This is a genomic window from Arthrobacter sp. 10T419 (assembly GCF_056394105.1).
Genome location: NZ_JBFTHF010000002.1, coordinates 95,297 through 115,103, shown reverse-complemented (window position 1 = coordinate 115,103; position 19,807 = coordinate 95,297). Strand labels below are relative to the sequence as shown.

Annotated in this window: 15 protein-coding genes; 4 read left to right on the top strand and 11 right to left on the bottom strand. The window is 66.1% G+C overall.

Annotated elements, in window-relative coordinates; genetic code table 11:
* Positions 1-55 precede the first annotated feature (55 nt).
* From AC1DBD_RS04150 to AC1DBD_RS04130, 5 genes are all read right to left on the bottom strand, one after another.
* Positions 56-1,195, bottom strand: coding sequence for a D-alanine--D-alanine ligase family protein (locus AC1DBD_RS04150; protein WP_476916877.1), 1,140 nt, complete (start codon positions 1,193-1,195; stop codon positions 56-58).
* An 11-nt stretch (positions 1,196-1,206) separates the two neighbouring features.
* Positions 1,207-2,268, bottom strand: a complete 1,062-nt coding sequence (locus AC1DBD_RS04145; RefSeq protein ID WP_476981488.1) for an NAD(P)H-dependent glycerol-3-phosphate dehydrogenase — start codon at positions 2,266-2,268, stop codon at positions 1,207-1,209.
* On the bottom strand, positions 2,265-3,068 hold the full coding sequence (locus AC1DBD_RS04140; RefSeq protein WP_476981487.1) for a lysophospholipid acyltransferase family protein: 804 nt from the start codon (positions 3,066-3,068) through the stop codon (positions 2,265-2,267). Before AC1DBD_RS04140 ends, AC1DBD_RS04145 begins: the two co-directional genes overlap by 4 nt.
* Before the next feature lie 10 nt (positions 3,069-3,078).
* Positions 3,079-4,404, bottom strand: coding sequence for a UDP-N-acetylglucosamine 1-carboxyvinyltransferase (gene murA / locus AC1DBD_RS04135; protein WP_175323955.1), 1,326 nt, complete (start codon positions 4,402-4,404; stop codon positions 3,079-3,081).
* 139 nt (positions 4,405-4,543) lie between these two features.
* Positions 4,544-5,053, bottom strand: coding sequence for a TspO/MBR family protein (locus tag AC1DBD_RS04130; RefSeq protein ID WP_441417454.1), 510 nt, complete (start codon positions 5,051-5,053; stop codon positions 4,544-4,546).
* Positions 5,054-5,226: 173 nt separating this feature from the next.
* On the opposite strand from AC1DBD_RS04130, the gene AC1DBD_RS04125 reads away from it, so the two are divergent.
* Both AC1DBD_RS04125 and AC1DBD_RS04120 read left to right on the top strand, forming a co-directional pair.
* Entirely contained in the window at positions 5,227-6,735 is a 1,509-nt protein-coding gene (locus AC1DBD_RS04125; protein WP_476981486.1) for an HNH endonuclease, read from the top strand.
* A gap of 98 nt (positions 6,736-6,833) precedes the next feature.
* On the top strand, positions 6,834-7,208 hold the full coding sequence (locus AC1DBD_RS04120) for a VOC family protein (RefSeq protein ID WP_476917214.1): 375 nt from the start codon (positions 6,834-6,836) through the stop codon (positions 7,206-7,208).
* A gap of 101 nt (positions 7,209-7,309) precedes the next feature.
* On the opposite strand, the gene leuD is transcribed toward AC1DBD_RS04120, so the two are convergent.
* A complete protein-coding gene (leuD, locus tag AC1DBD_RS04115; RefSeq protein WP_476917213.1) occupies positions 7,310-7,912 on the bottom strand; it encodes a 3-isopropylmalate dehydratase small subunit in 603 nt (200 codons plus the stop codon).
* 46 nt (positions 7,913-7,958) lie between these two features.
* Positions 7,959-9,413 (bottom strand): 3-isopropylmalate dehydratase large subunit, encoded by a 1,455-nt coding sequence (leuC, locus tag AC1DBD_RS04110; RefSeq protein WP_476917212.1) that lies wholly within the window; start codon positions 9,411-9,413, stop codon positions 7,959-7,961.
* 159 nt (positions 9,414-9,572) lie between these two features.
* On the opposite strand from leuC, the gene AC1DBD_RS04105 reads away from it, so the two are divergent.
* Positions 9,573-10,292 carry an IclR family transcriptional regulator gene (locus tag AC1DBD_RS04105; protein WP_175322958.1) on the top strand — a complete coding sequence of 240 codons (720 nt, stop codon included), beginning with the start codon at positions 9,573-9,575 and terminating at the stop codon, positions 10,290-10,292.
* Between the two features lie 48 nt (positions 10,293-10,340).
* Positions 10,341-10,877 (top strand): DUF1697 domain-containing protein, encoded by a 537-nt coding sequence (locus AC1DBD_RS04100; protein WP_476917211.1) that lies wholly within the window; start codon positions 10,341-10,343, stop codon positions 10,875-10,877.
* Positions 10,878-10,896: 19 nt separating this feature from the next.
* Here the strand turns inward: AC1DBD_RS04100 and AC1DBD_RS04095 are convergent, their stop codons facing one another.
* The 4 genes from AC1DBD_RS04095 to AC1DBD_RS04080 form a co-directional block, all read right to left on the bottom strand.
* The gene (locus tag AC1DBD_RS04095; protein ID WP_476917210.1) at positions 10,897-13,728 is read right to left on the bottom strand and encodes an FG-GAP-like repeat-containing protein; all 2,832 of its coding nucleotides are present in this window, start codon (positions 13,726-13,728) and stop codon (positions 10,897-10,899) included.
* A 197-nt stretch (positions 13,729-13,925) separates the two neighbouring features.
* Complete coding sequence (locus tag AC1DBD_RS04090) at positions 13,926-15,548, bottom strand: GTPase (RefSeq protein ID WP_476917209.1); 1,623 nt, start codon at positions 15,546-15,548, stop codon at positions 13,926-13,928.
* Positions 15,545-17,317 (bottom strand): dynamin family protein, encoded by a 1,773-nt coding sequence (locus AC1DBD_RS04085; protein WP_476917222.1) that lies wholly within the window; start codon positions 17,315-17,317, stop codon positions 15,545-15,547. Before AC1DBD_RS04085 ends, AC1DBD_RS04090 begins: the two co-directional genes overlap by 4 nt.
* A gap of 1,161 nt (positions 17,318-18,478) precedes the next feature.
* Positions 18,479-19,747: a glycosyltransferase gene (locus AC1DBD_RS04080; protein WP_476917208.1), complete on the bottom strand. Its 1,269-nt coding sequence runs from the start codon at positions 19,745-19,747 to the stop codon at positions 18,479-18,481.
* Positions 19,748-19,807: the final 60 nt, after the last annotated feature.

Sequence of the window (19,807 nt, the reverse complement as noted above, 5' to 3'; positions counted from 1 at the left end):
CACGCCGGCAGGGTTCCCTGGCCGAAGCGGAGCGAGGTTAGGGCGCCGGTGGGGACTAGCGCAGGCCGGTCTTGCGGTGCAGAGCCAGGTAGATCAGCTCGTCGATCAGCTCCGCATAGCCCAGCCCCGAGGCCTTCCACATCTGCGGATACATGCTCTTCGGCGTGAAGCCGGGCATGGTGTTGATCTCGTTGATGATCAGTTCGCCCTCGGGCGTGTAGAAGAAGTCCACCCGGCTGAGGCCTTCGGCGCCGACGGCGTCGAAAGCGACCGCAGCGAGTTCGCGGACCCGGGCGATGGCCTCGTCGGGGAGGTCGGCCGGGCAGCTGAGCGCGGCGGCGTCGTCCTCCACGTACTTGGCATTGAAGTCGTAGAAGTCGTGGCCGCCGCCGGCAACCGAGATCTCGCCCGGCATGGACGTGCGCGGCGCATCGGTCCCGCGGCCTTCCAGCACGGCGCATTCGATCTCGCGGCCGACGATGCCGGCCTCGATCACCAGCTTGGGATCGTGTTCCCGGGCAGCCTCAATCGCGGCGTCCAGTTGCTCGAGCGAATCCACCTTGGAGATGCCCATCGAGGAGCCGGCCCGGGCGGGCTTGACGAAAACCGGGAAGCCGAGCTGGTCCACGCGCTTGCGCACCAGCTCAGGGTCGGTGAGCCACTGCCGGTCCGTCACCGTGATGTAGGGACCCACCCGCAGTCCGGCGGATTCGAAAACCACCTTCATGTAGTGCTTGTCCATCCCCACGGCCGAAGCCAGCACGCCGGCGCCCACGTAGCGGGTGTCGGAGAGCTCCAGGAGACCCTGGATGGTGCCGTCCTCGCCGAACGGCCCGTGCAGCAGCGGGAAGACCACGTCCACTGAGCCCAGCTCCTGCGGGACCTGGTTCGGAGAGGCCACAATCAGCTGGTGTTCTCCGCTGATCTCGGCCAGCGTCACGGTCTGGTCCGACGGCGCCACTTCCGGCAGCGAGGAGGCGGAGAGCGACCAATCCTTGGTGTCTCCCGGGGCCAGCACCCACTGGCCGGTCTTGGCGATCCCGATCGGGATCACCTCGTACTTGGTCTGGTCAATCGCGCCGAGGACACCGGCCGCCGTGACGCAGCTGACCGCGTGTTCACTGGAACGGCCGCCGAACAGCACCGCCACCCGGGGCCTGGACCGGCCGGACCGGGCTTCTGGAGTCAAGTTCATTTCCGACACTCTTAGTAATCGCCTTCGGATTTCAGGTCCCGGGACAGCAGCAGCGGTCCCAGTTCGTCTACGGACAGTTTTCCGGCCAGCACCGCGACGACGGCGGCGGTGATGGGCATCTCGACGCCCAGCTTGCCGGCAAGCTCGTGCACGGCCTGCGCCGACTTGATGCCTTCGGCGGTCTGCGTCATTTCGGCCGTGACCTGCTCCAGGCTCAGGCCGGTGCCCAGCAGCCGTCCGGCTGTGTGGTTCCGCGACAGCGCGGAGGAACAGGTGGCGACGAGGTCGCCCAGACCGGCAAGACCCGCCATGGTCCGGGCTTCGCCGCCGAGGGCCAGCGTCAGCCGGGACGTTTCGGCGAGGCCGCGGGTGATCACGGAAGCCTTGGTGTTGTCGCCCATCTGCTTGCCTTCGCAGATGCCGACGGCCAGCGCAATGATGTTCTTGACGATGCCGCCGATTTCGACGCCCACCACATCCGACGTCGTGTAGGGCCGGAAGTAGGGTGCCGTGCAGCTGCGGGCCATCCAGCCCGCCGCCGCAGCGTTGGCGCACGCGACGACGGACGCCGTCGGCTCCTCCCGGGCAATCTCCATGGCCAGGTTGGGGCCGGAAACCACGGCGACGCGCTCGGCGGGGATGTCCAGTTCCTCGCAGATCACCTCGCTCATGCGGGCGTCCGAGTGCAGTTCCAGGCCCTTCATCAGGGAAACCACCAGCGTGCCGGGTCCGATCAGGTCCTTCCATTCGCGCAGCTGGAGCCGCAGGGTCTGGGCGGGGACGGCGAGGACCACAAGGTCGGCGCCGCTAAGGACCTCGGCGACGTCGGTGGAGGCGGTGATGCTGGCGGGCAGGGCGATGCCCTTGAGGTACTGCTCGTTGCGGTGCTCGCTGATGATCTGGTCCACGACGGCGGCACGGCGGCCCCAGAGGCGGATGCTGCGCTCGACGCCGGAGGCGGTGGCCGCGTCGGCGAGGATTTTCGCGAAGGTAGTCCCCCAGGACCCGGCGCCGAGCACGGCAACGCACGTGGCCGAGTCAGTGGCTTCCTGGGTGGGGAGCTCCACCGTCACTTGGCACCGCCCGTGGCAGTGCCACTGTCCGGGGTAGTTTCCGGGGCCGCGCCGGGCTTCCCGCCGCGTTCGATGAAGCGCCCGTGGGTGGACTGGTTGTGCGCCGAGGGGTCCCAGCGCACCAGCGGCGGCTGTCCCCCGCGCAGCGTTGCCAGCAACTCTGTGATGGCGTCCATGATCACGGTGGTCGCTTCGCTGAGCGTCGCCTTGTCAAGGGGCCGTCCGGCGAAGGCACTCAGGTCCACCGGGTCGCCCACCAGCACGCGCGAGGTCTTCCGGGGAAACACGTGGAAGCGCTTGGCATAGCGCGGAAAGACTTCATGCGCTCCCCAATGGGCCATCGGGACCACCGGGATGCCGCTTTCCAGCGCCATCCGGGCAGCACCGGTGTGGCCCTTCATTGGCCACAGCTCCGGATCGCGCGTCAGCGTGCCCTCGGGGTAGATGATGATGGCGCCGCCCTCGTCCACGACTTCCTTGGCGACCTGCAGCGAACGGTTGGCACCCGCCGTCGACCGCTCCACCGGCACCTGCTTGGTGTTGCGCAGCACCGAACCCAGTACCGGGACCTTGAACAGGCTGCCCTTGGCCAGGAAGTGCGGCATCCGGTTCTGGTTATAGAGCATGTGCCCGATCACCAGCGGATCGATCTCGGTGCAGTGGTTGGGCGCGGCAATGAAACCGCCGGCGGGAAGTTTCTCCAGCCCCTCCCACTTCTTGTTCATCAGCAGATTCATGACGGGCCGGACAATTCCGGCCACGATGACAAAGGTGATGTGGCTCTTGGCCGTTTCCTTCACGTGGTCCCCGCTACCGGGCCGACGTGATGTCGAAATCGGCGCCCAGGCCCGCGAGCTTCTCGGTGAAACGCTCGTAGCCGCGGTTGATGATGTCGATGCCGGTGACCCGCGAGGTGCCGGTGGCGGCCAGGGCCGCGATGAGGTGGCTGAAGCCGCCGCGCAGGTCGGGCACGTCGATGTCGGCGCCCTTGAGCTGCGTGGGGCCGGAGATGACGGCGGAATGCAGGAAGTTGCGCTGGCCGAACCGGCAGGGGACACTGCCAAGGCATTCGCGGTGGACCTGGATGCTGGCGCCCATCCGGATCAGGGCGTCGGTGAAGCCGAAGCGGTTCTCGTACACGGTCTCGTGCACGATCGAGACGCCCTCGGCCTGGGTGAGTGCCACCACCAGGGGCTGCTGCCAGTCGGTCATGAAGCCGGGGTGCACATCGGTTTCCAGCACCAGCGGGTTGAGCTTTCCGCCGGGGTGGTAGAAACGGATGCCGTCCTCGCCGATGTCCATGCCGCCGCCCACCTTGCGGTAGGTGTTCAGGAACGTCATCATGTCGCGCTGGGTGGCGCCTTCGACGAAGATGTCGCCGCGGGTCACCAGGGCGGCGGAGGCCCAGGACGCGGATTCGTTCCGGTCGGAGAGGGCCCGGTGGTTGTAGCCGCCAAGATCCTGCACTCCCTCGATCCGGATGGTGCGGTCGGTCTGGACGCTGATGATGGCGCCCATCTTCTGCAGCACGGCGATGAGGTCCACAATTTCCGGTTCGGTGGCCGCACCCGAGAGTTCGGTGATGCCCTCGGCCCGGGTTGCGCTGAGCAAGACCTGTTCAGTGGCCCCAACCGACGGGTAGGGCAGCGCGATCTTGGCGCCCTTGAGGCCGTTCGGGGCGGAGATGTGGATGCCGCCCGGGCGCTTCTCCACGACGGCGCCGAACTGGCGCAGCACGTTGAGGTGGTAGTCGATCGGACGGTCGCCGATCTTGCAGCCGCCAAGGTCCGGGATGAAGGCCTCGCCGATGGCGTGGATCAGGGGTCCGCAGAGCAGGATCGGGATGCGCGAGTCGCCGGCGTGCGCGTCGATGGCCGTGTGCGAGGCCGTCTTGGCGTTGGTCGGGTCCAACGTCAGGTCCCCGGTGACCGGGTCCTTGTCCACCGTGACGCCGTGGAGCTGGAGCAGGCTGGTGACAACCTCAACGTCCTTAATTTCGGGGACGTTGCGCAACACGGACGGCTCATTGCCCAGCAGGGCAGCAACCATCGCCTTGGGGACAAGATTCTTGGCCCCCCGAACGGTGACGCGGCCGGTCAGCGGGACGCCTCCGCGGATTGTCAGAACACTACTCATTTACCAGTTTCCTCACGACTACTCGCCCCCAAATCCTTACAAAGGCTCCAGCTAAGCATAGGAGCTAGCGTTACCGATCTGAAATACGGCGCGGTTCAGGGCGGCTTGATCCACTCGTCCGCGGCTGACTGCCCTTCGCTCAGTTCGCCGTCGTTCCGGCATTGAGACGCGCTACTGCCGTCGACAACGCTGTGGCAAAACCGCACCACGCGGCATAGGGGGCAAGAGCCACTCCTGCGCGGCGGTCCAGGCGGTATGTCCGCCGCACCAGATCGACGCTGCTCGCCGTCAGGACGGCGCACTCCGCCGCTGCCAACCATGGCCGGCGGGCGCGCCAGAATAGCCAGCTCCACGACGCATTGAGGACGAGATTGGCTGCCAAAGCGGAGCGGTATGCAGTTAGTTCCTGTTGCCTCGTGGCGCTGCCGGCGCCATCGGCCCCGTCGCTGCTATCCAGGGCGACGGCGGAGCTCACGGCGAGGTCCGCATAGAGTGCTGTCCACACGACTGGAAACGCGATGGCGGGCGGCTGCCAATCAGGTTTGCGGAGCCTCCTGTACCAGGCACCATCGGGGTCAGTCGCCACTCCACCGGCTGCCGCCGTCGCGGCCGTCGCAGCCGCCGTCCACACCACGGTCATGAGTTTCATAGCTACTCCTTCTTGCTCCGGGTCGCTTTCTGCGGGATGACCTCTCCGGGGCAAGGTCTCCCCCGGGCACGGTCTTCCCGTATGGCCGATGATACGTCCCTTGCAGGGACCGCTGGCCTGGCCACCGACCACTCTGCACTAAAAGTGTCAGAGGTGGCCGATAGCGTGTTCTTATGGACGGCAAGCAAGGGCCTGACGTGGCTCTGACGGACAGCGTAACGGTCGCGGACCTTGCGCGGATCCTGGCCGGAATCCCCGCCCCGGCCAGCGCCGCGGCCCTCATCGACGAAACACGCGAGCTGGAGGACCTGAAGTCCGCCCTGGCCGCCCGGCAGGCCCGGGACGCCGTCGCCTTCGACCTGTCCCAGCGCCGCGAACAATCCCTGGCCGGCGTTCCCGCCGACCAACTCGGCGCCGGCGTCGGCGCGCAGCTCGCCCTCGCCCGCCGCGAATCCCCCGCCAAAGGCGGGAGACTCCTGGGCCTGGCCAAAGCACTCGTCACCGAAATGCCGCACACCCTCGCCGCCCTGGAAACCGGCCAGCTCAACGAATGGCGCGCCACGCTCCTGGCCCGCGAAACCGCCGGCCTGTCCCCCGCCGACCGGGCCGCCGTCGACGATGAACTCGCCCCCGACGCCGGGACCTTCACCGGCGCCGGGGACCGCGCCATCATCGCCGCGGCCCGTGCCGCCGCGTACCGGCGGGACCCGCGCTCCATCACCGGGCGCGCCGGCCACGCCGAAACCGAACGCCACGTCAGCCTCCGCCCGGCCCCCGACACCATGTGCTACCTGACGGCGTTGTTGTCGGTCGGCCAGGGCGTGGCCGTGCACGCCGCGCTCACCCGGCACGCAGACGCTGCCCGGGCCGCCGGGGATCCCCGTTCCCGGGGCCAGCTGATGGCCGACGCCCTGGTCGAACGCACCACCGGCAAAGCCGGCGGGATCAGCGGCATCGACATCCAGCTCATCATGACCGACCGCACCCTCTTCCAGGCCGACAGCGAACCCGCCCGGCTCCCCGGCTACGGCATCGTCCCCGCCGGGTGGGCCCGGACCCTGCTCAGGGACGCGGGCACCGGCACTGCGGGCGGCTCCGGCACCGCAGGTGCAGCACGCGGGACGGGCGGTAAGCCGACTTCAGGCACCGGCGACCCAGGCCGCCCGGCCGACGAACGCGCCTTCGCCCTCTGGGTCCGCAGGCTCTACACCGCGCCGGCCACCGGCGAACTCGTGGCCATGGATTCCCGCGCCAGGCTCTTCCCGCCCGGGCTGCGCCGGTTCCTCCAGGCCCGGGACGACACCTGCCGGACCCCCTACTGCGACGCACCCATCCGCCACCTGGACCACATCATCCCCTGGCACACCGGCGGCGCAACCACAGCAGCCAACGGCGCCGGACTCTGCGAAGCCTGCAACCACACCAAAGAAACCCCCGGCTGGAACGCACACCCACGCCCCGGACCCCGGCACACCCTCCAACTCACCACACCCACCGGCCACAGCTACCACTCCACCGCCCCGCCGCTGCCGGGAACCGGCGTCCCCTGCCGGCCGCAACCGCGCTCCGGCGAGGTCAGGGACACCAACGACCTTCCAAAGCCTCCGCTCCAGAACAGAATGCTCAGGCACCGGGCCAAGGCCATCATGGTCGTCCGCCTTGCGACGCGACCGGCTGCATAACCATGCCGCCCGGCCACGGCGTTGTCTGGTCATTTGCGTCCGTGGTTGGTCGAAGGCCCCCTTGTCCACGGCAGGGGGTGCTGGGCTATCGTGGGGCCATGCCAAGCCAACTAGCCACCATTGCAATCGACGCCGTCCGGCCAAAGGTGGTGGCCGACTTCTGGTGCGCCGTCCTCGACTGGCATGTTGTCGAAGACGATAGCGACATAATCAGCATCGCGCCCCGGGACAAGTCCCGGCCTTCCATCGATGTGATCGCAGTGCCCGAGAGCAAGACGGTCAAGAACCGGCTGCACTTCGACCTGCGGGCTGACGGTGTATCCACCGCCGAGGAGCTGGAACGCCTGCTCGCCCTCGGGGCTCGGCGCACGGACGTGGGCCAGGGCCCGGACGTGAGCTGGGTGGTACTGGCTGATCCCGAGGGCAACGAGTTCTGCCTGCTGTCCAGAACAGTCCAGGACGTCGAAGACTGAGGAATCGTGAGTGAGCCCTGGGCCGCTTACAGCAACGCAAAAGTGCCGCCGTCGGGTCTCACAACCCGACGGCGGCACTCGTATAACTGCAGCAACCGCCCCTAGGACAGCTTGGCTGGCAGCGTCGTGGGCTTGAACGCCGGCCTCGTGGCCTCGTAGGCCGTGATGTCTTCCTCGTGCTGGAGGGTCAGGCCGATGTCGTCCAGTCCCTCGAGAAGGCGCCAGCGGGTGTAGTCGTCGATTTCGAACGGCGCGACCACGTTGCCGCATTCGACCGTTTTGGAGACCAGGTCAACCCTGACCTCGGTGCCGGGAGCGTTTTCCAGCACTTTCCAGATCAGTTCGATGTCGTCCTGCGCCAGTTCGGCGGCCAGTAATCCCTGCTTGCCCGAGTTGCCGCGGAAGATGTCCGCGAAGCGGGAGGACAGCACGGCCTTGAAGCCGTAGTCCTTCAGCGCCCAGACGGCGTGCTCGCGTGAGGAGCCCGTGCCGAAGTCCGGTCCGGCGACCAGCACGGAGCCGGCGCTGAACGGTTCCTGGTTCAGGATGAACGCCGGGTCCTTGCGCCAGGCCGAGAACAGTGCGTCCTCGAACCCTGTCCGGGTGATGCGCTTGAGGTAGACGGCGGGGATGATCTGGTCGGTGTCGACGTTGCTCTGGCGCAGCGGGACACCGATTCCGGTGTGGGTGGTGAACTTTTCCATGGCGGATCCTTCGTGGCTGTGTGGATCGGTGCAGTCGGGGTGGGCGCTACACCGAGGCGGAACGGCGGCCAGCGGATTCGGACACAGGGTCCAGGTCCGACGGCGAGCTCAGCGTGCCGCGGACCGCCGTCGCCGCTGCCACGACGGGCGAGACGAGGTGGGTGCGTCCGCCCTTGCCCTGGCGTCCTTCGAAGTTGCGGTTGGATGTGGAGGCGCAACGCTCCCCCACCTCCAGCTGGTCCGGGTTCATGCCCAGGCACATTGAGCAGCCGGCAAAGCGCCACTCCGCACCGAAGTCGGTGAAGACCTTGTCCAGTCCCTCGGCCTCTGCCTCGAGCCGGACGCGGGCGGAACCGGGCACCACCAGCATCCGGATGTCCGGGTCCTTGGTTCGGCCGCGGATGATGTCCGCCGCGGCCCGGAGGTCCTCCATCCGGGAGTTGGTGCAGGAGCCCAGGAATACGGTGTCGACCCGGATGTCCTTCATTGGCGTGCCGGCTTCAAGGCCCATGTACTGCAGCGCGCGTTCCGCGGCGGCCTTGGCGTTCTCGTCGCCGAAGTCAGCGGGCGAGGGCACCTTGGCGGACAGGGACACACCCTGGCCCGGGTTGGTCCCCCACGTCACGAACGGTTCCAGCGTGTCGGCGTCGAGGTCCACCTCGGCGTCGAACGTCGCGTCGTCGTCGGTGCGCAGCGTGTTCCAGTATTCGACGGCGGCGTCCCAGTCCGCGCCCTGGGGCGCGTGCGGGCGGCCTTGCATGTAGTCGTAGGTGGTCTGGTCCGGGGCGACCAGTCCGGCGCGGGCGCCGGCCTCGATGGACATGTTGCAGATGGTCATCCGGGCTTCCATGGACAGTGCCCGGATGGCGGAACCTCGGTATTCCAGGACGTAGCCCTGCCCGCCGCCGGTGCCGATCTTGGCGATGACGGCCAGGATGATGTCCTTGGCGCTCACGCCGGGGCGCAGCGTGCCCTCAACGTTGATCGCCATGGTCTTGAAGGGCTTGAGCGAGAGCGTCTGGGTGGCCATGACGTGCTCCACCTCGGAGGTGCCGATGCCCATGGCGAGCGCCCCGAAAGCCCCATGCGTGGACGTGTGCGAGTCGCCGCAGACCACGGTCATGCCGGGCTGGGTGAGGCCCAGCTGCGGGCCGACCACGTGCACGATCCCCTGCTCGGCGTCACCCAGGGAGTGCAGGCGGACGCCGAACTCCTTGCAGTTGTTCCGCAGGGTCTCGATTTGGGTCCGGCTGGTGAGGTCCGCGATTGGCTTGTCGATGGCCAGCGTGGGAGTGTTGTGGTCCTCGGTGGCGATGGTGAGGTCCGGCCGGCGCAGCTTGCGGCCGGCGAGGCGCAGGCCCTCGAAAGCCTGCGGGGACGTCACCTCATGCACGAGGTGGAGGTCAATGAAGAGGAGATCCGGCTGGGCGTTGGCGCCTTCGCCGTCCCCCTTGCGCACCACGTGTGCGTCCCAGACTTTCTCGGCCAATGTCTTTGCCACGGCCTGCTCCCTTCACTGCTGTTTTGCCGCGTGACTGTCTCTGTCGCTTCGCGACGGTCCCGTTCCGGCTGGTTGTTGATCTCCACTGAATCAGCACTGCCGTCAAATATGCCAGCGCAATGATTTGCATCTCAGATATTGAGACGGCAATATCATTACATGGACAATTCTAGTGGCGTCGGCGTCATCGATAAAGCGGCCCATGTACTCGACGCGCTCGAGGCAGGCCCCACCACCCTGGCGCAGCTCGTTGCGGCCACCGGGCTCGCGCGGCCTACGGTGCACCGCCTCGCGCTGGCGCTCGTCCACCACCGCCTGGTGAGCCGCGACATCCAGGGCCGCTTCGTGCTCGGCAGCCGGCTGGTCGAACTCGCCTCCGCAGCAGGCGAAGACCGGCTGATCGCTTCCGCCGGTCCGGTGCTGATGCAGCTGCGCGACGCCACCGGCGAGAGCGCCCAGATCTTCCGCCGCCAGGGCGACTGGCGCGTCTGCGTCGCCTCCGCCGAGCGGCCCATCGGCCTCAGGGACACTATCCCGGTCGGAACCCAGCTCTCCATGAAGGCAGGCTCCGCCGCCCAGGTACTGCTCGCCTGGGAAGACCACGACCGCCTGCTCGAAGGCCTCCAGGCCGCCCGCTTCACCCCCACCGTCCTGGCCGGAGTACGACGCCGGGGCTGGGCACAGAGCCTCGGCGAACGCGAGCCGGGGGTCGCCTCCGTTTCGGCGCCGGTCCGGGGCCCGTCCGGACGCGTGATCGCCGCCGTCTCTATTTCCGGCCCGATCGAACGCCTGACCCGCCAGCCCGGCCGCCTGCACGCCGAGGTGGTCTGCAACGCCGCCCGGGTCCTGACCGAGGCGCTGCGCAAGACCAACGACTAACGCCCCCCTGCGCGGGGGAACGCTGGACATCGCAGTTAGGCTGTGGCCATGAACAGCTATGCGGTCTTCCTCCGCGGCGTCAACGTGGGCGGAATCAATATCAAGATGGCCGAGCTCAAAGAGGCCCTCAAGTCACGTCCTTTTTCGGCCGTGAAAACGCTTTTGGCCAGCGGCAACGTGGTGCTGGCGAGTGAGCTTCCGGCGGCCGGCGTGAAAGCCGAGTTCGAGGCCTGCCTCCGGGAGACTTTCGGCTACGACGCCTGGGTGGTGGTGCTGGAAGCCTCCCGGGTTGCCGAACTCGTCGACGCCTGCCCCTACCCGGCGGACGACACCGCGACGCACAGCTATGTCACCCTCTCCTCGGATACCGGGATACTTTCCGAGCTGTTCGACGCCGGCAGCACCCTCGACGGGGTGGAGCTGACGCGGCTGGGGCCTGAGGCCGTGGCCTGGCTGGCTCCCGCCGGCGGCACCCTCGACAGCCCCTTCAGCAAGCTCTCCGCCAAGGCCAAGTACAAGGCCAGCACCACGACGCGTAACCTGCGGACCCTGGTCAAGGTGCGCGACGCCGCCTCGGAGTTGTAACGGGGACAGGCCACAAAGACTAGCTGCTGGCGAACTTGTAACTCTGCATCAAGAATGGGTAGTTGACCGGCACACCAACGGAACTAGTCATCACGTCCGAGTATCGGACGGTGCCTGTTGCGTCGATACCCACGATCCCGTTTTTTGCTGATCTGTGCTCAACGACTGTCGAGAATGCAGTCATGGCTTCATACCCCCCTGCAGTGAGCCGCACCGGTGCGGTCGAAACCGTCCCATTTCCCGTCCTCGCGTAGAGATAGAGGGATCCAGCGTTGTTAACGAGCAACGCGGACGAGGTGGACCCTGATGGGACGACCAACACCATCTGCTTGTTTGCCCAGCCAGAGCCGATTGGAATCGGTTCGCTCAGCGCGCCCGATGGCAGCACATTCCATGCCGAAAGTTGTCCGCCGTATCTCTCCGCTGAAAGGACCGCGAGTCCACTGCCCCAGATGCCGACAGCGAGTTTCCGGTTGTTCCAGCCACTCGCCCCAATCGTCACTGGCGCAGAAAAACCACCTTTTGACAATCCCCGGTGCAGTTGCAGTGTCCCGTCACCATGGCTGGTGAGCACATCTAAGAGACCGTCTCCGTTCCAATCCACCACGTGGCAGGACTTCACGTAGGTCGCGAAGCCCGAGTCAGCCCGAATCGGCGTGGCAAATTTGCCATCGCCAAGAGACCGTGCCACGTAGAGCCAACCGTTTGTCCCGACAGTCACTAGGTCGGCCTTTGATCGGATGGTCGGCTTCTGAACTGTGTCAACGTCAACGATGTTTGTGCCGTTCTCGGCGAAGTACAGCCGGCCCCTGCTGGTAACGACCATGTCGGTATAGTTGCCGCGGAGTATCTCTTTTCGTGTCCGAGACTCTGTATCCAACAACGTAACGGTGCCCCCAGCGAGGTGCAGGATGGAGTTGGCCTTCGGAAGGTAGGAGATGCTACTCGTCCTGTATCCCGGAGCGGCACTTCGGTTAAGTAATCGGTAGGTGAATACCGGACTTCCACTGTTCGGGTTAATCCTAATGACGCCGTTGTTCGTGCTCACGTATAGACGTCCGCGAATCATCCTGGGACTATTAATTTCCACTTCGCCGAGCAACTCGCGCTTCCAGAGAAGCCGGCCGGTACTAACATTCCACGCGAACACATGCGCGGACTTGGTGTCGTCCACCGAGCCATATCCGCCTTTTATGCCAGTGGTGCCGTAAACGACGTCACCGTCTCCTACTAGGCCCAGGACGGATTGGCCGGGTACGGGACCGCTGATTACCTTTATGTCTGCGTCGTTCGCGGGGTTGAGAATAACCAGCGCTCCAGTGTTGTGCCCGTACTCCGCGACGGTGCCGGCAACGACCCTGCCCCCGGCGGCTGCCCAGGCAAACGCTCTGGACTGAAGATACTTATCTCGAAGTTCGATAAGCCTCGTTACACTCTTCGTCGCTGGATTGAATCTAAACAGGCGACCGCCAGCATACGAACCCACATAAATGGTGCTTGCGTCGTACTGGAACATTCCTTCTATCTGGGCGATCCCGGTGTCAGTCGCGGACCGCCAGGTATCCCGGGAGACCAGATCAACCGATCCGATGCCGTCCCCCATGTAGGCGCCCAGGTACATGGTGTAGCCGGCAGTCTCACCCATGAGGGCCTGGACTTTAAAGGGCGATGCAGCCAGTACAATTTTAGTGGATTGCACCACAACTTTTCTCGCAGTAGAGACACTCACGAATTCGTAGTTCTGCCCCTCCCCGCAGAGCATGTTGACACGGGTTTCGCCGCTGCCACTCTCCACGCTCAGGGCGCACGGCGTACCAGGAACCAGACACACGAATTCCGCGGCCAGTGTGCCCGGGGCGATGCGCATCAGTTTGTGGCTTCCCAACGTGTTCCAGACTGCATAGATGTCGCCGGTGCCGCCCAGAGCTGAAGAGACTCGGCCGGCCGGAGCCCAGTCCCAAGGCGGCGTTTTCCACTCGCCGGTCCCAAGGTCCAAGACCTTGAAAGCCGTCTTTCCGTCGGCGCCGTCGAAGTAGACAAAAAGAAAACCCGAGTGCGCCTCGATGCTGTTAACAAACCCTTTGGCCGCTGCGCCGGGAAGGGAAATTTCACGCAATTTTGAAGGCGTATCAGTGTGCCAGGTCACAATTCTTGGGCCTTCAACGCCGGACCCAGCGTAGACGTTGTCGCTGCTGTCGATGGTCAGACTTCGGACGTACTGCGCACCGGCATGAATCTGGGGGGAATGGATCGTGACGCCCGTGGACGGGTCGTAGCGGGTCGCGTTCCCGGTCGGGTAATTGCCGTTCCAAATTCTCCCCCTGGAGTCAACCGCGCGGCTGAAGGAGACGTCCGTCGCCCCAGGAGCAGCCTTATAAGCATCTGTGACTGTCCCGGCGGAGTCGATTCTCTTTACAGTGGCGCCGTAAGCGAGGACTGACTTGGTGAGTGGCTCATAGACGACATTTCTCGCACCACCTCCCCCGGCCGTAAACGGCGTGGCCGACAATTCCTTCTTCCCGGTCGACACGTCGAAGACTTGCACCTGGTCAGTCAGTCCCTGGCAGCCTGCTGCCATTTTCAACGCGCCTCCGGACGTCCGGTAAAAGGTCGCGCTGGGATCAGGGATGCTTTTGAAGACGTTGCTGTAGCGGCGAAGCACAGCTGAAGGCTCGGTTCCGACCAGAGTCAGCGGGACCTCGGTGCTGCTGAGGGCGTCCAGTGAATTTGTCGGCAGACCGGCAGCTGTGGCGCTCTGAGTGCCGTTGGCGGACAACGCTGCTCCCGCCCCGACCGCGACGGCCCACGACAGGACGCTTCTCCGGGGAACGATTCTGGGTTGGTCTGTCACTGATGGAACCTACATTTCGCTGAAGGCGCGCCGCACTGGCATCTCGCCTGGGGAGCTGACAAGCCAGGATTGGATCGGCCATCTACCTTGGCCGATCGCTGATAAGCACCCGGTCATGACATCAAAACCTATCATCGGCTACCGCAGCGCAACCGCTGGAAATCTGCTGCTTTATGCAAGCATTTCAACGGTTTTTCCTAGTGCGGAGCTGCCGCGGATTTCAAGGCGGCGTTGAAGGACTTGAGCCTGCTGATCTCCAGTTCCACCGGATCCACCACCAGTTCCTCCGCGACGGCGGCGACCGCGGTCTGGAGCCGCTTCCTGGCGTCCGCCGCACGGGCGCGCGCCGCGGCGCCGGCAACGAATCTTGCCGCGAGGGCCAGCACGATGCCCAGCAGCACTCCCCCGGCCACCATGATGGTGGGGACGGGCCAGCCCTCGATTCGCGGAATCTCCGGCACCGGCAGCTGGAAGTAGCCCAGCGCGGCCAGCACCCCCAGCCAGCCCAGGCCGCCGAGCGCGACGAGAAGCCCCAGCCACTGGACCACATTAAAGGCGGTCCACCACCAGGAGCTGCGCCCGGCTTTGAGATCGGTGCCGGCAATCGCCTGATCCAGTGCGTCCGGGAGCTGCTCCCTGCCCTCGCGGGCGGCACCGCGGATGACGGCGCGCCAGGGCCCCGGGGCGCCGTCGGACGCGGCGTCGGCAAATTCCCGCACAGCAGCGTCGGTGCGGGCCCGCTCCGGCGCGCCGGCCGGAGGCAGCGAGGTCCGGTTGAGCTCCGGCCGCGCCTGGGTCCGGCGTAGGTTCAGCCGCCGCAGCGGGTCGGGCCGGAACCGGACCAGCCACCGCGTCACCGGCCAGCCGGTGCGGCGCGTGGCCTCCTGCCGATAGGAGCGCGCCACGGCGTCCACCACCAGCGGCACGTTCGCGGCGACGGCCAACTCCCCGGCCAGCCGCTCCCGGGTGGTTCCCTTGACGCCCGCAGCCTCGCCGGCACCCGAAGCCTCGGCAAGCCGCGCGGAGGCCCGGTCGACATCCGCGGCGAGCCGTTGCGAGAGCGCCAGCCGCTGCATGACCACCTGGCGGATGGCGGCCCGGACCTTGTCCACCCCGGTGCCGACAACCGCCGAGGCGCCCAGCACCTGTACTTTGCCCAGGCCGTCCCGCGCCAGGATGCCTTTCAGGGATTCCAGCACCGGCCGGACCTCATGTTCGGGCAGGCGGTCCACCTGGTTGAGCACCACGAGTGTGACGGCTGCGTGCGAGGCCAGTGGGGTTAGGAAGTCATTGTGCACCGCGGCGTCGGCGTACTTTTGCGGATCCAGCACCCACACCAGGACATCCACGAGGCCCACCATGCGCTGCACGATCTCCCGGTTTTCCGCGCGGGTCGAGTCGAAGTCCGGCAGGTCCAGCAGAATCAGCCCGGTGGTCTCGTCGGCGAATCCGGGGACCGCCGCGGCGTGGTGCCGGGTACGGACGTCCAGCCAGTCGAGCAGTCCGTCGCTGCCCTCGGCGCCCCAGATGCCGGCCAGCGGCTCGGAGGTGGTGGGTCGCCGTGCCGCTGCGGTCGCAATTTCCGCGCCGCTGACGGCATTGAAGAGCGATGATTTGCCGCTGCCGGTCGCGCCGAAGAAGCCCACCACGGTGTGCTCCGCCGAGAGCGAGCGCCGGGAACTCGCCCGCTCCAGGACCCCGAGCACCTCGTCCAGGGTCTCCTCGGGCAGGGCGCCGGCGGCGAGTTCCCGGGCCTCGTTGAGGGCTTCCAGCCGGCGGTGCAGCTGCGAGGCCTGCTTGGCTGCGGTGTGCCGGTTCATGCCGAGGCCGCCAGTCGGCCGAGCGCAGCGGCCTGCTCCGCGAGGACCGCCGGTGGCACTCCGTCAGGCACCTCCAGCCGCGCCAGGAAACGCTGCTGTTCTGCCTGCAACAGCCGCCGGCAGCGTACCTGCAGGTCTTCGCGCGCAGTCTTGGCCAGCCGGCGCACGGCATCCTCGCCAAAGACGGCTTCGAGCACGCGCTGGCCCACGACGGCGGTGCCGCCGGCCACACCGATCTCCAGCCCGGTCAGGCCCGCGGTCATTGAGAAGACCACGATCATCAGTGCCGCGCCGAGGCCGTTGATGCCGAAGGAGAGCCAGCGGGCCTGGCTGCGTTTGCCTTGGCCTTCGGTCCGGATCAGCTCCATCAGGCTGCCCTGCCACACCCGGATCTCGGCGGCCACGGCGTCGGCGAAGCCCTCGCTGGTGCCGGAGAGGTCATCGGTGCCTAGAAGTTGGCGGCCGGCCGGGTCGGAACGCCAGCGCTGGTCGGCGTCTTCGGCGGCATTGGCGGCCTCGTCAAGGATGACAGCCTGCAGGCCTGTTTCGATCGCAGTTTCCACCCGCACGGCCGGGGTGGGTTCGCCCCGGAAGAAGGCGCCCATCCGGTCCCGCAGCCGGCCGATGTTCTGCTCCATGACGCGGAAGAACTCGCCCGTCCCCACGAAGTCCTGCCAGCGGGCCAGAACTTCACCGCGCAGCAGGGCGCCGTCCCGGGTTGCGTCGAGGATCCGGCCGACGGCGTCCTCGTAGGCGCTGCTGGCGTCCTTGGCAAGCAACCCGGCAGCGCGGTGCTGGGCCGCAGCAGCGTCCGCAACGGCGTCGACCCGGCCGCCCAGCGCCTTGACCGCGCCGTTGAGCGTCCGGCGGGCAATCGCCGCGCGGCCGGGCGCGTCGGCGGCAAGTTCCTGGAGCCAGCCGCGCAGCGGCGCCACGGCATCAACGGGCAGCATCCCCATGGCGTCCAGCGCCACTTCAGGCACGACGAAGAGCCGCGCGGCGCCCAGGCCCTCGCGGCTGAGCATGGCCTGGAGGTCCGCACTGACCTCCTCCTCTGCCGCCGCCGGCACGCGGTCAAGCACCACGGCCACCATGATGTCGCGCGAGGCGGCGTCCAGCAGCAGGCGCCAAGGCACGGCGTCGGCGTAGCGGTTGGCGGTGGTGACGAACACCCACAGGTCGGCGGCCGCGAGGAGCTGGCCGGCGAGCCGGCGGTTGTCATCCGAGATGGAGTCGACGTCGGGGGCATCCAGCAGGGCGATGCCCTGCGGTACGGCCGGGTCCGCGGCGAGCACCAGGGAGGTGATGGCGGCGGCGTCCGGGGTGGGGCCTGCCTGGTGCGCGGGCAAGGGCGCGGCGACCACCGTTCCGCGGATTCGACTCAGGCTCGGCAGCACCCGCTGGTCCTCGAACCATGCAGCGTCGCCGGGGTAGTGCAACAAAATAGGCTGGCGGGTGGTCGGGCGGATCGCCCCTGCCCGGGTTACCGGGTGGCCCACCAGGCCGTTGACCAGCGTGGACTTGCCGGCGCCGGTTGAACCGCCGACGACGGCGAGCAACGGCGCATCCAGGCTGCGGTAGCGGGGCAAGATGTAGTCATCCAGCTGGGCCAGGACCTGGCGGATGTCGAGCCGCGCGGTATCGGCCCCGGGCAGCGCCAGAGGCAGCGACACCGCGGACAGTTCCCGCCGGACCGCCTCGAGGAGCTCGACGGCGGCGCCCTGGCGTGCGGCGGGGGTCTGCTGTCCGGCAGGGCTCTGTGCTTCAATGCCGGGTTTTTCGTTAGAGCTCACAGCCTCATCATGCCATTCGGGCCGACCTGCACTGGGTTTCCGGGTCCGCAGCGGCCGGCGGACCTCCGCCGGCTCTTCGGGACGACACCAAAACTGCACCTGGCTGAGCCCGAAACCGTCGCATTTGTGAGCCGAATGGTGTGTGACCTCGGGAAACAGCGACACATGTCGCGGGTAATTCACAACAGCTGGGACGCGACCCGTGTCTCGGACATTTGCGACGGTCTTGGGCGAGTCAGCGCAAGACCCAACGCTTCCACCAGACTTTCAAAGACGGCTCATGCATCAGCCCGAGGCCCGCACAATCACCGACGTGAACGAGGACCTAGCCATGTTCCGAAACATCTAAAACCACGAACTTGCCGCTCTGCGCCCTCACGCGCCGCACCCCATCCGAGGCCTACGAAGCAACCCCAAGACCGCGACAGCCTTCGCCGCCCACGAATAGGATTGGCGGATCCGCACTAGCCGTGGCGACGCCGCCAGCAAAGTCACAGTGCACCACGCCGGACGCCTCCGACACCTCGGCATCGGCAGGGACCACAATCACAAACGCATCATCCTGCTCGTGCGATGGCCGACGTCTCGGCCGTCGCTCATGGCCCCCGCGAAGTCCTCGCAGAGGTCGCCATCAATCGTGCCGCCGCTACCGGCCGTAAACAAAGCACTTCCGGTCCCAAGACCTGGGTGCAATCGATGTCACGGGATATCAGTCGTCGATGACGCGAATATGGTCAAATCCCCCGGGACGTCGAAAGCCCAAGCTCCTTTGACAGCAACGGGAACGCGCCGATTCCGGAGAAGCCCACCGGAGGCAAAACGGCTGCTCGGGTTGTAACACCGGGCCCGGGCCACAGGCGCTTCGGCTTGCGCACGACAGGAACTGGCTCGTTCCCACTTCGGGTCCGGACTCGTAAAAGACCTAAGTCCCTGACCTACCCGAGGTTCCGGCAAGCAGACCGTCTTCCTGACAACCGACCTACCGCGGCTATCGTCCCAGCGCGGTAACCGGGCCTACGGTGTGAATTCCGCGGACTTCCTCGTGGCAGCCAGGGTCTTGCGCGTCAGCAAACGCAGCCAGGGTAGAGGTCGAAAAGACGCCCTTCCGTGGTTATCCGGAGGGACCCTACAAGCTCCCTAACTACTAACCAGCGCGGCGCTGTTCAGAGAAATCACCGTGTCTGACTTCTTCCACCGCCGGAGCCATATCTCCTTGCAGACCACTCCTTCAGGCAAGCCAACCCGATAGGACACTTGGTTCGGGCCGGCCGCTGTATGAATGTATCGGAAGAATCCAATCGCTCGATTCCCCGAAAGCGCAACGCCTTGGGCTGCAAGTAGGTCCTTGATCTGGGCAGGGTCTAGAGTCGTTCCGTCCGCACGCTCAAGGTCCAGGCTGAAGAGGGCATTGCCCGGAACCGCGTCCGGGGAGCAATCTATGTCGATGCCGAGCTCGAACTGCCCGGACAAATTGGGGACAGGCAGCCGGACTCCACGATCGTCCAACTCGGTCGGCTCGCTGACTAGGACGTTCCGCTTCATCCCTGGTCTTGGTTCTAGAGATACTTTGCCTTGGAGCACGGGAAACTCTTCATGGAGGATTCCGAAGTCCCGCAGGAGAGGAAACCGCCTCATGTCGGCCAGGACCTGCTCCATCACCTCCGCCACGGAGTGGCTACCATAAGCGAGTGCGGTGTCCTGACTGGCATGCCGCGTCCAAAAGAAACCCACCGCTCGTGAATCGAGGATCACCGGGTTAGTTCTGTCTGATGTGTTGTGTGGCGCGTTCTTGGGACCGATCAGTCGACCCTCGTCATCAAAGCGGCATACGTTCATTAGCCCGGCCGAAAACATCGGCCAATAGCTCTTCCGCGCGTTCCAGAAGCTACCGTCTATGAAGAGCGCCGTCATCCCCTCCCCCAGAGAGATTTGCATCCCAACATTATCAAGACGCACGTACGCAGACATCTGGTCGAAGTAGCTCACTGGCAGTAGATCATCATCATCGAGTCGATAGATCCCGAACGCTTGCTGAGGGTCACCCTGCGTGTGACGCAAGACCTGCTCCGCAACATGGCTGGGCTCGGTCGGCGGCTTATCCGACGACCGACAATCCAACACCAGAAATGGGTACTCGTCTGCGGCCCGCTCCAGCGCTCGCTGATACTTGCGAGGAAGACTTTCGGAGTACATCACGAGGTGCCGAACCTCGTGCCCTTTGGAGGCCAAGGCAATCTGGGGGAGAGACTGGTTGACAAAAATGTCCGTCCGCAGATCAAGGCGCTCCGGATCGTAGAGGTGACTCTTGTATTGCTCTCGGTCTGTGAAAGTCGAACCGTTCGACGCCTTCCAAGAGGGCGAATCCGGGTTGAAGAGACTGAAACGGGTGTGGCCGACAAAAAGCAATGCATACCCCTACTAGAGTTGGACAGCCAACCGGTACAGGCCGGCAGACACACATATCGC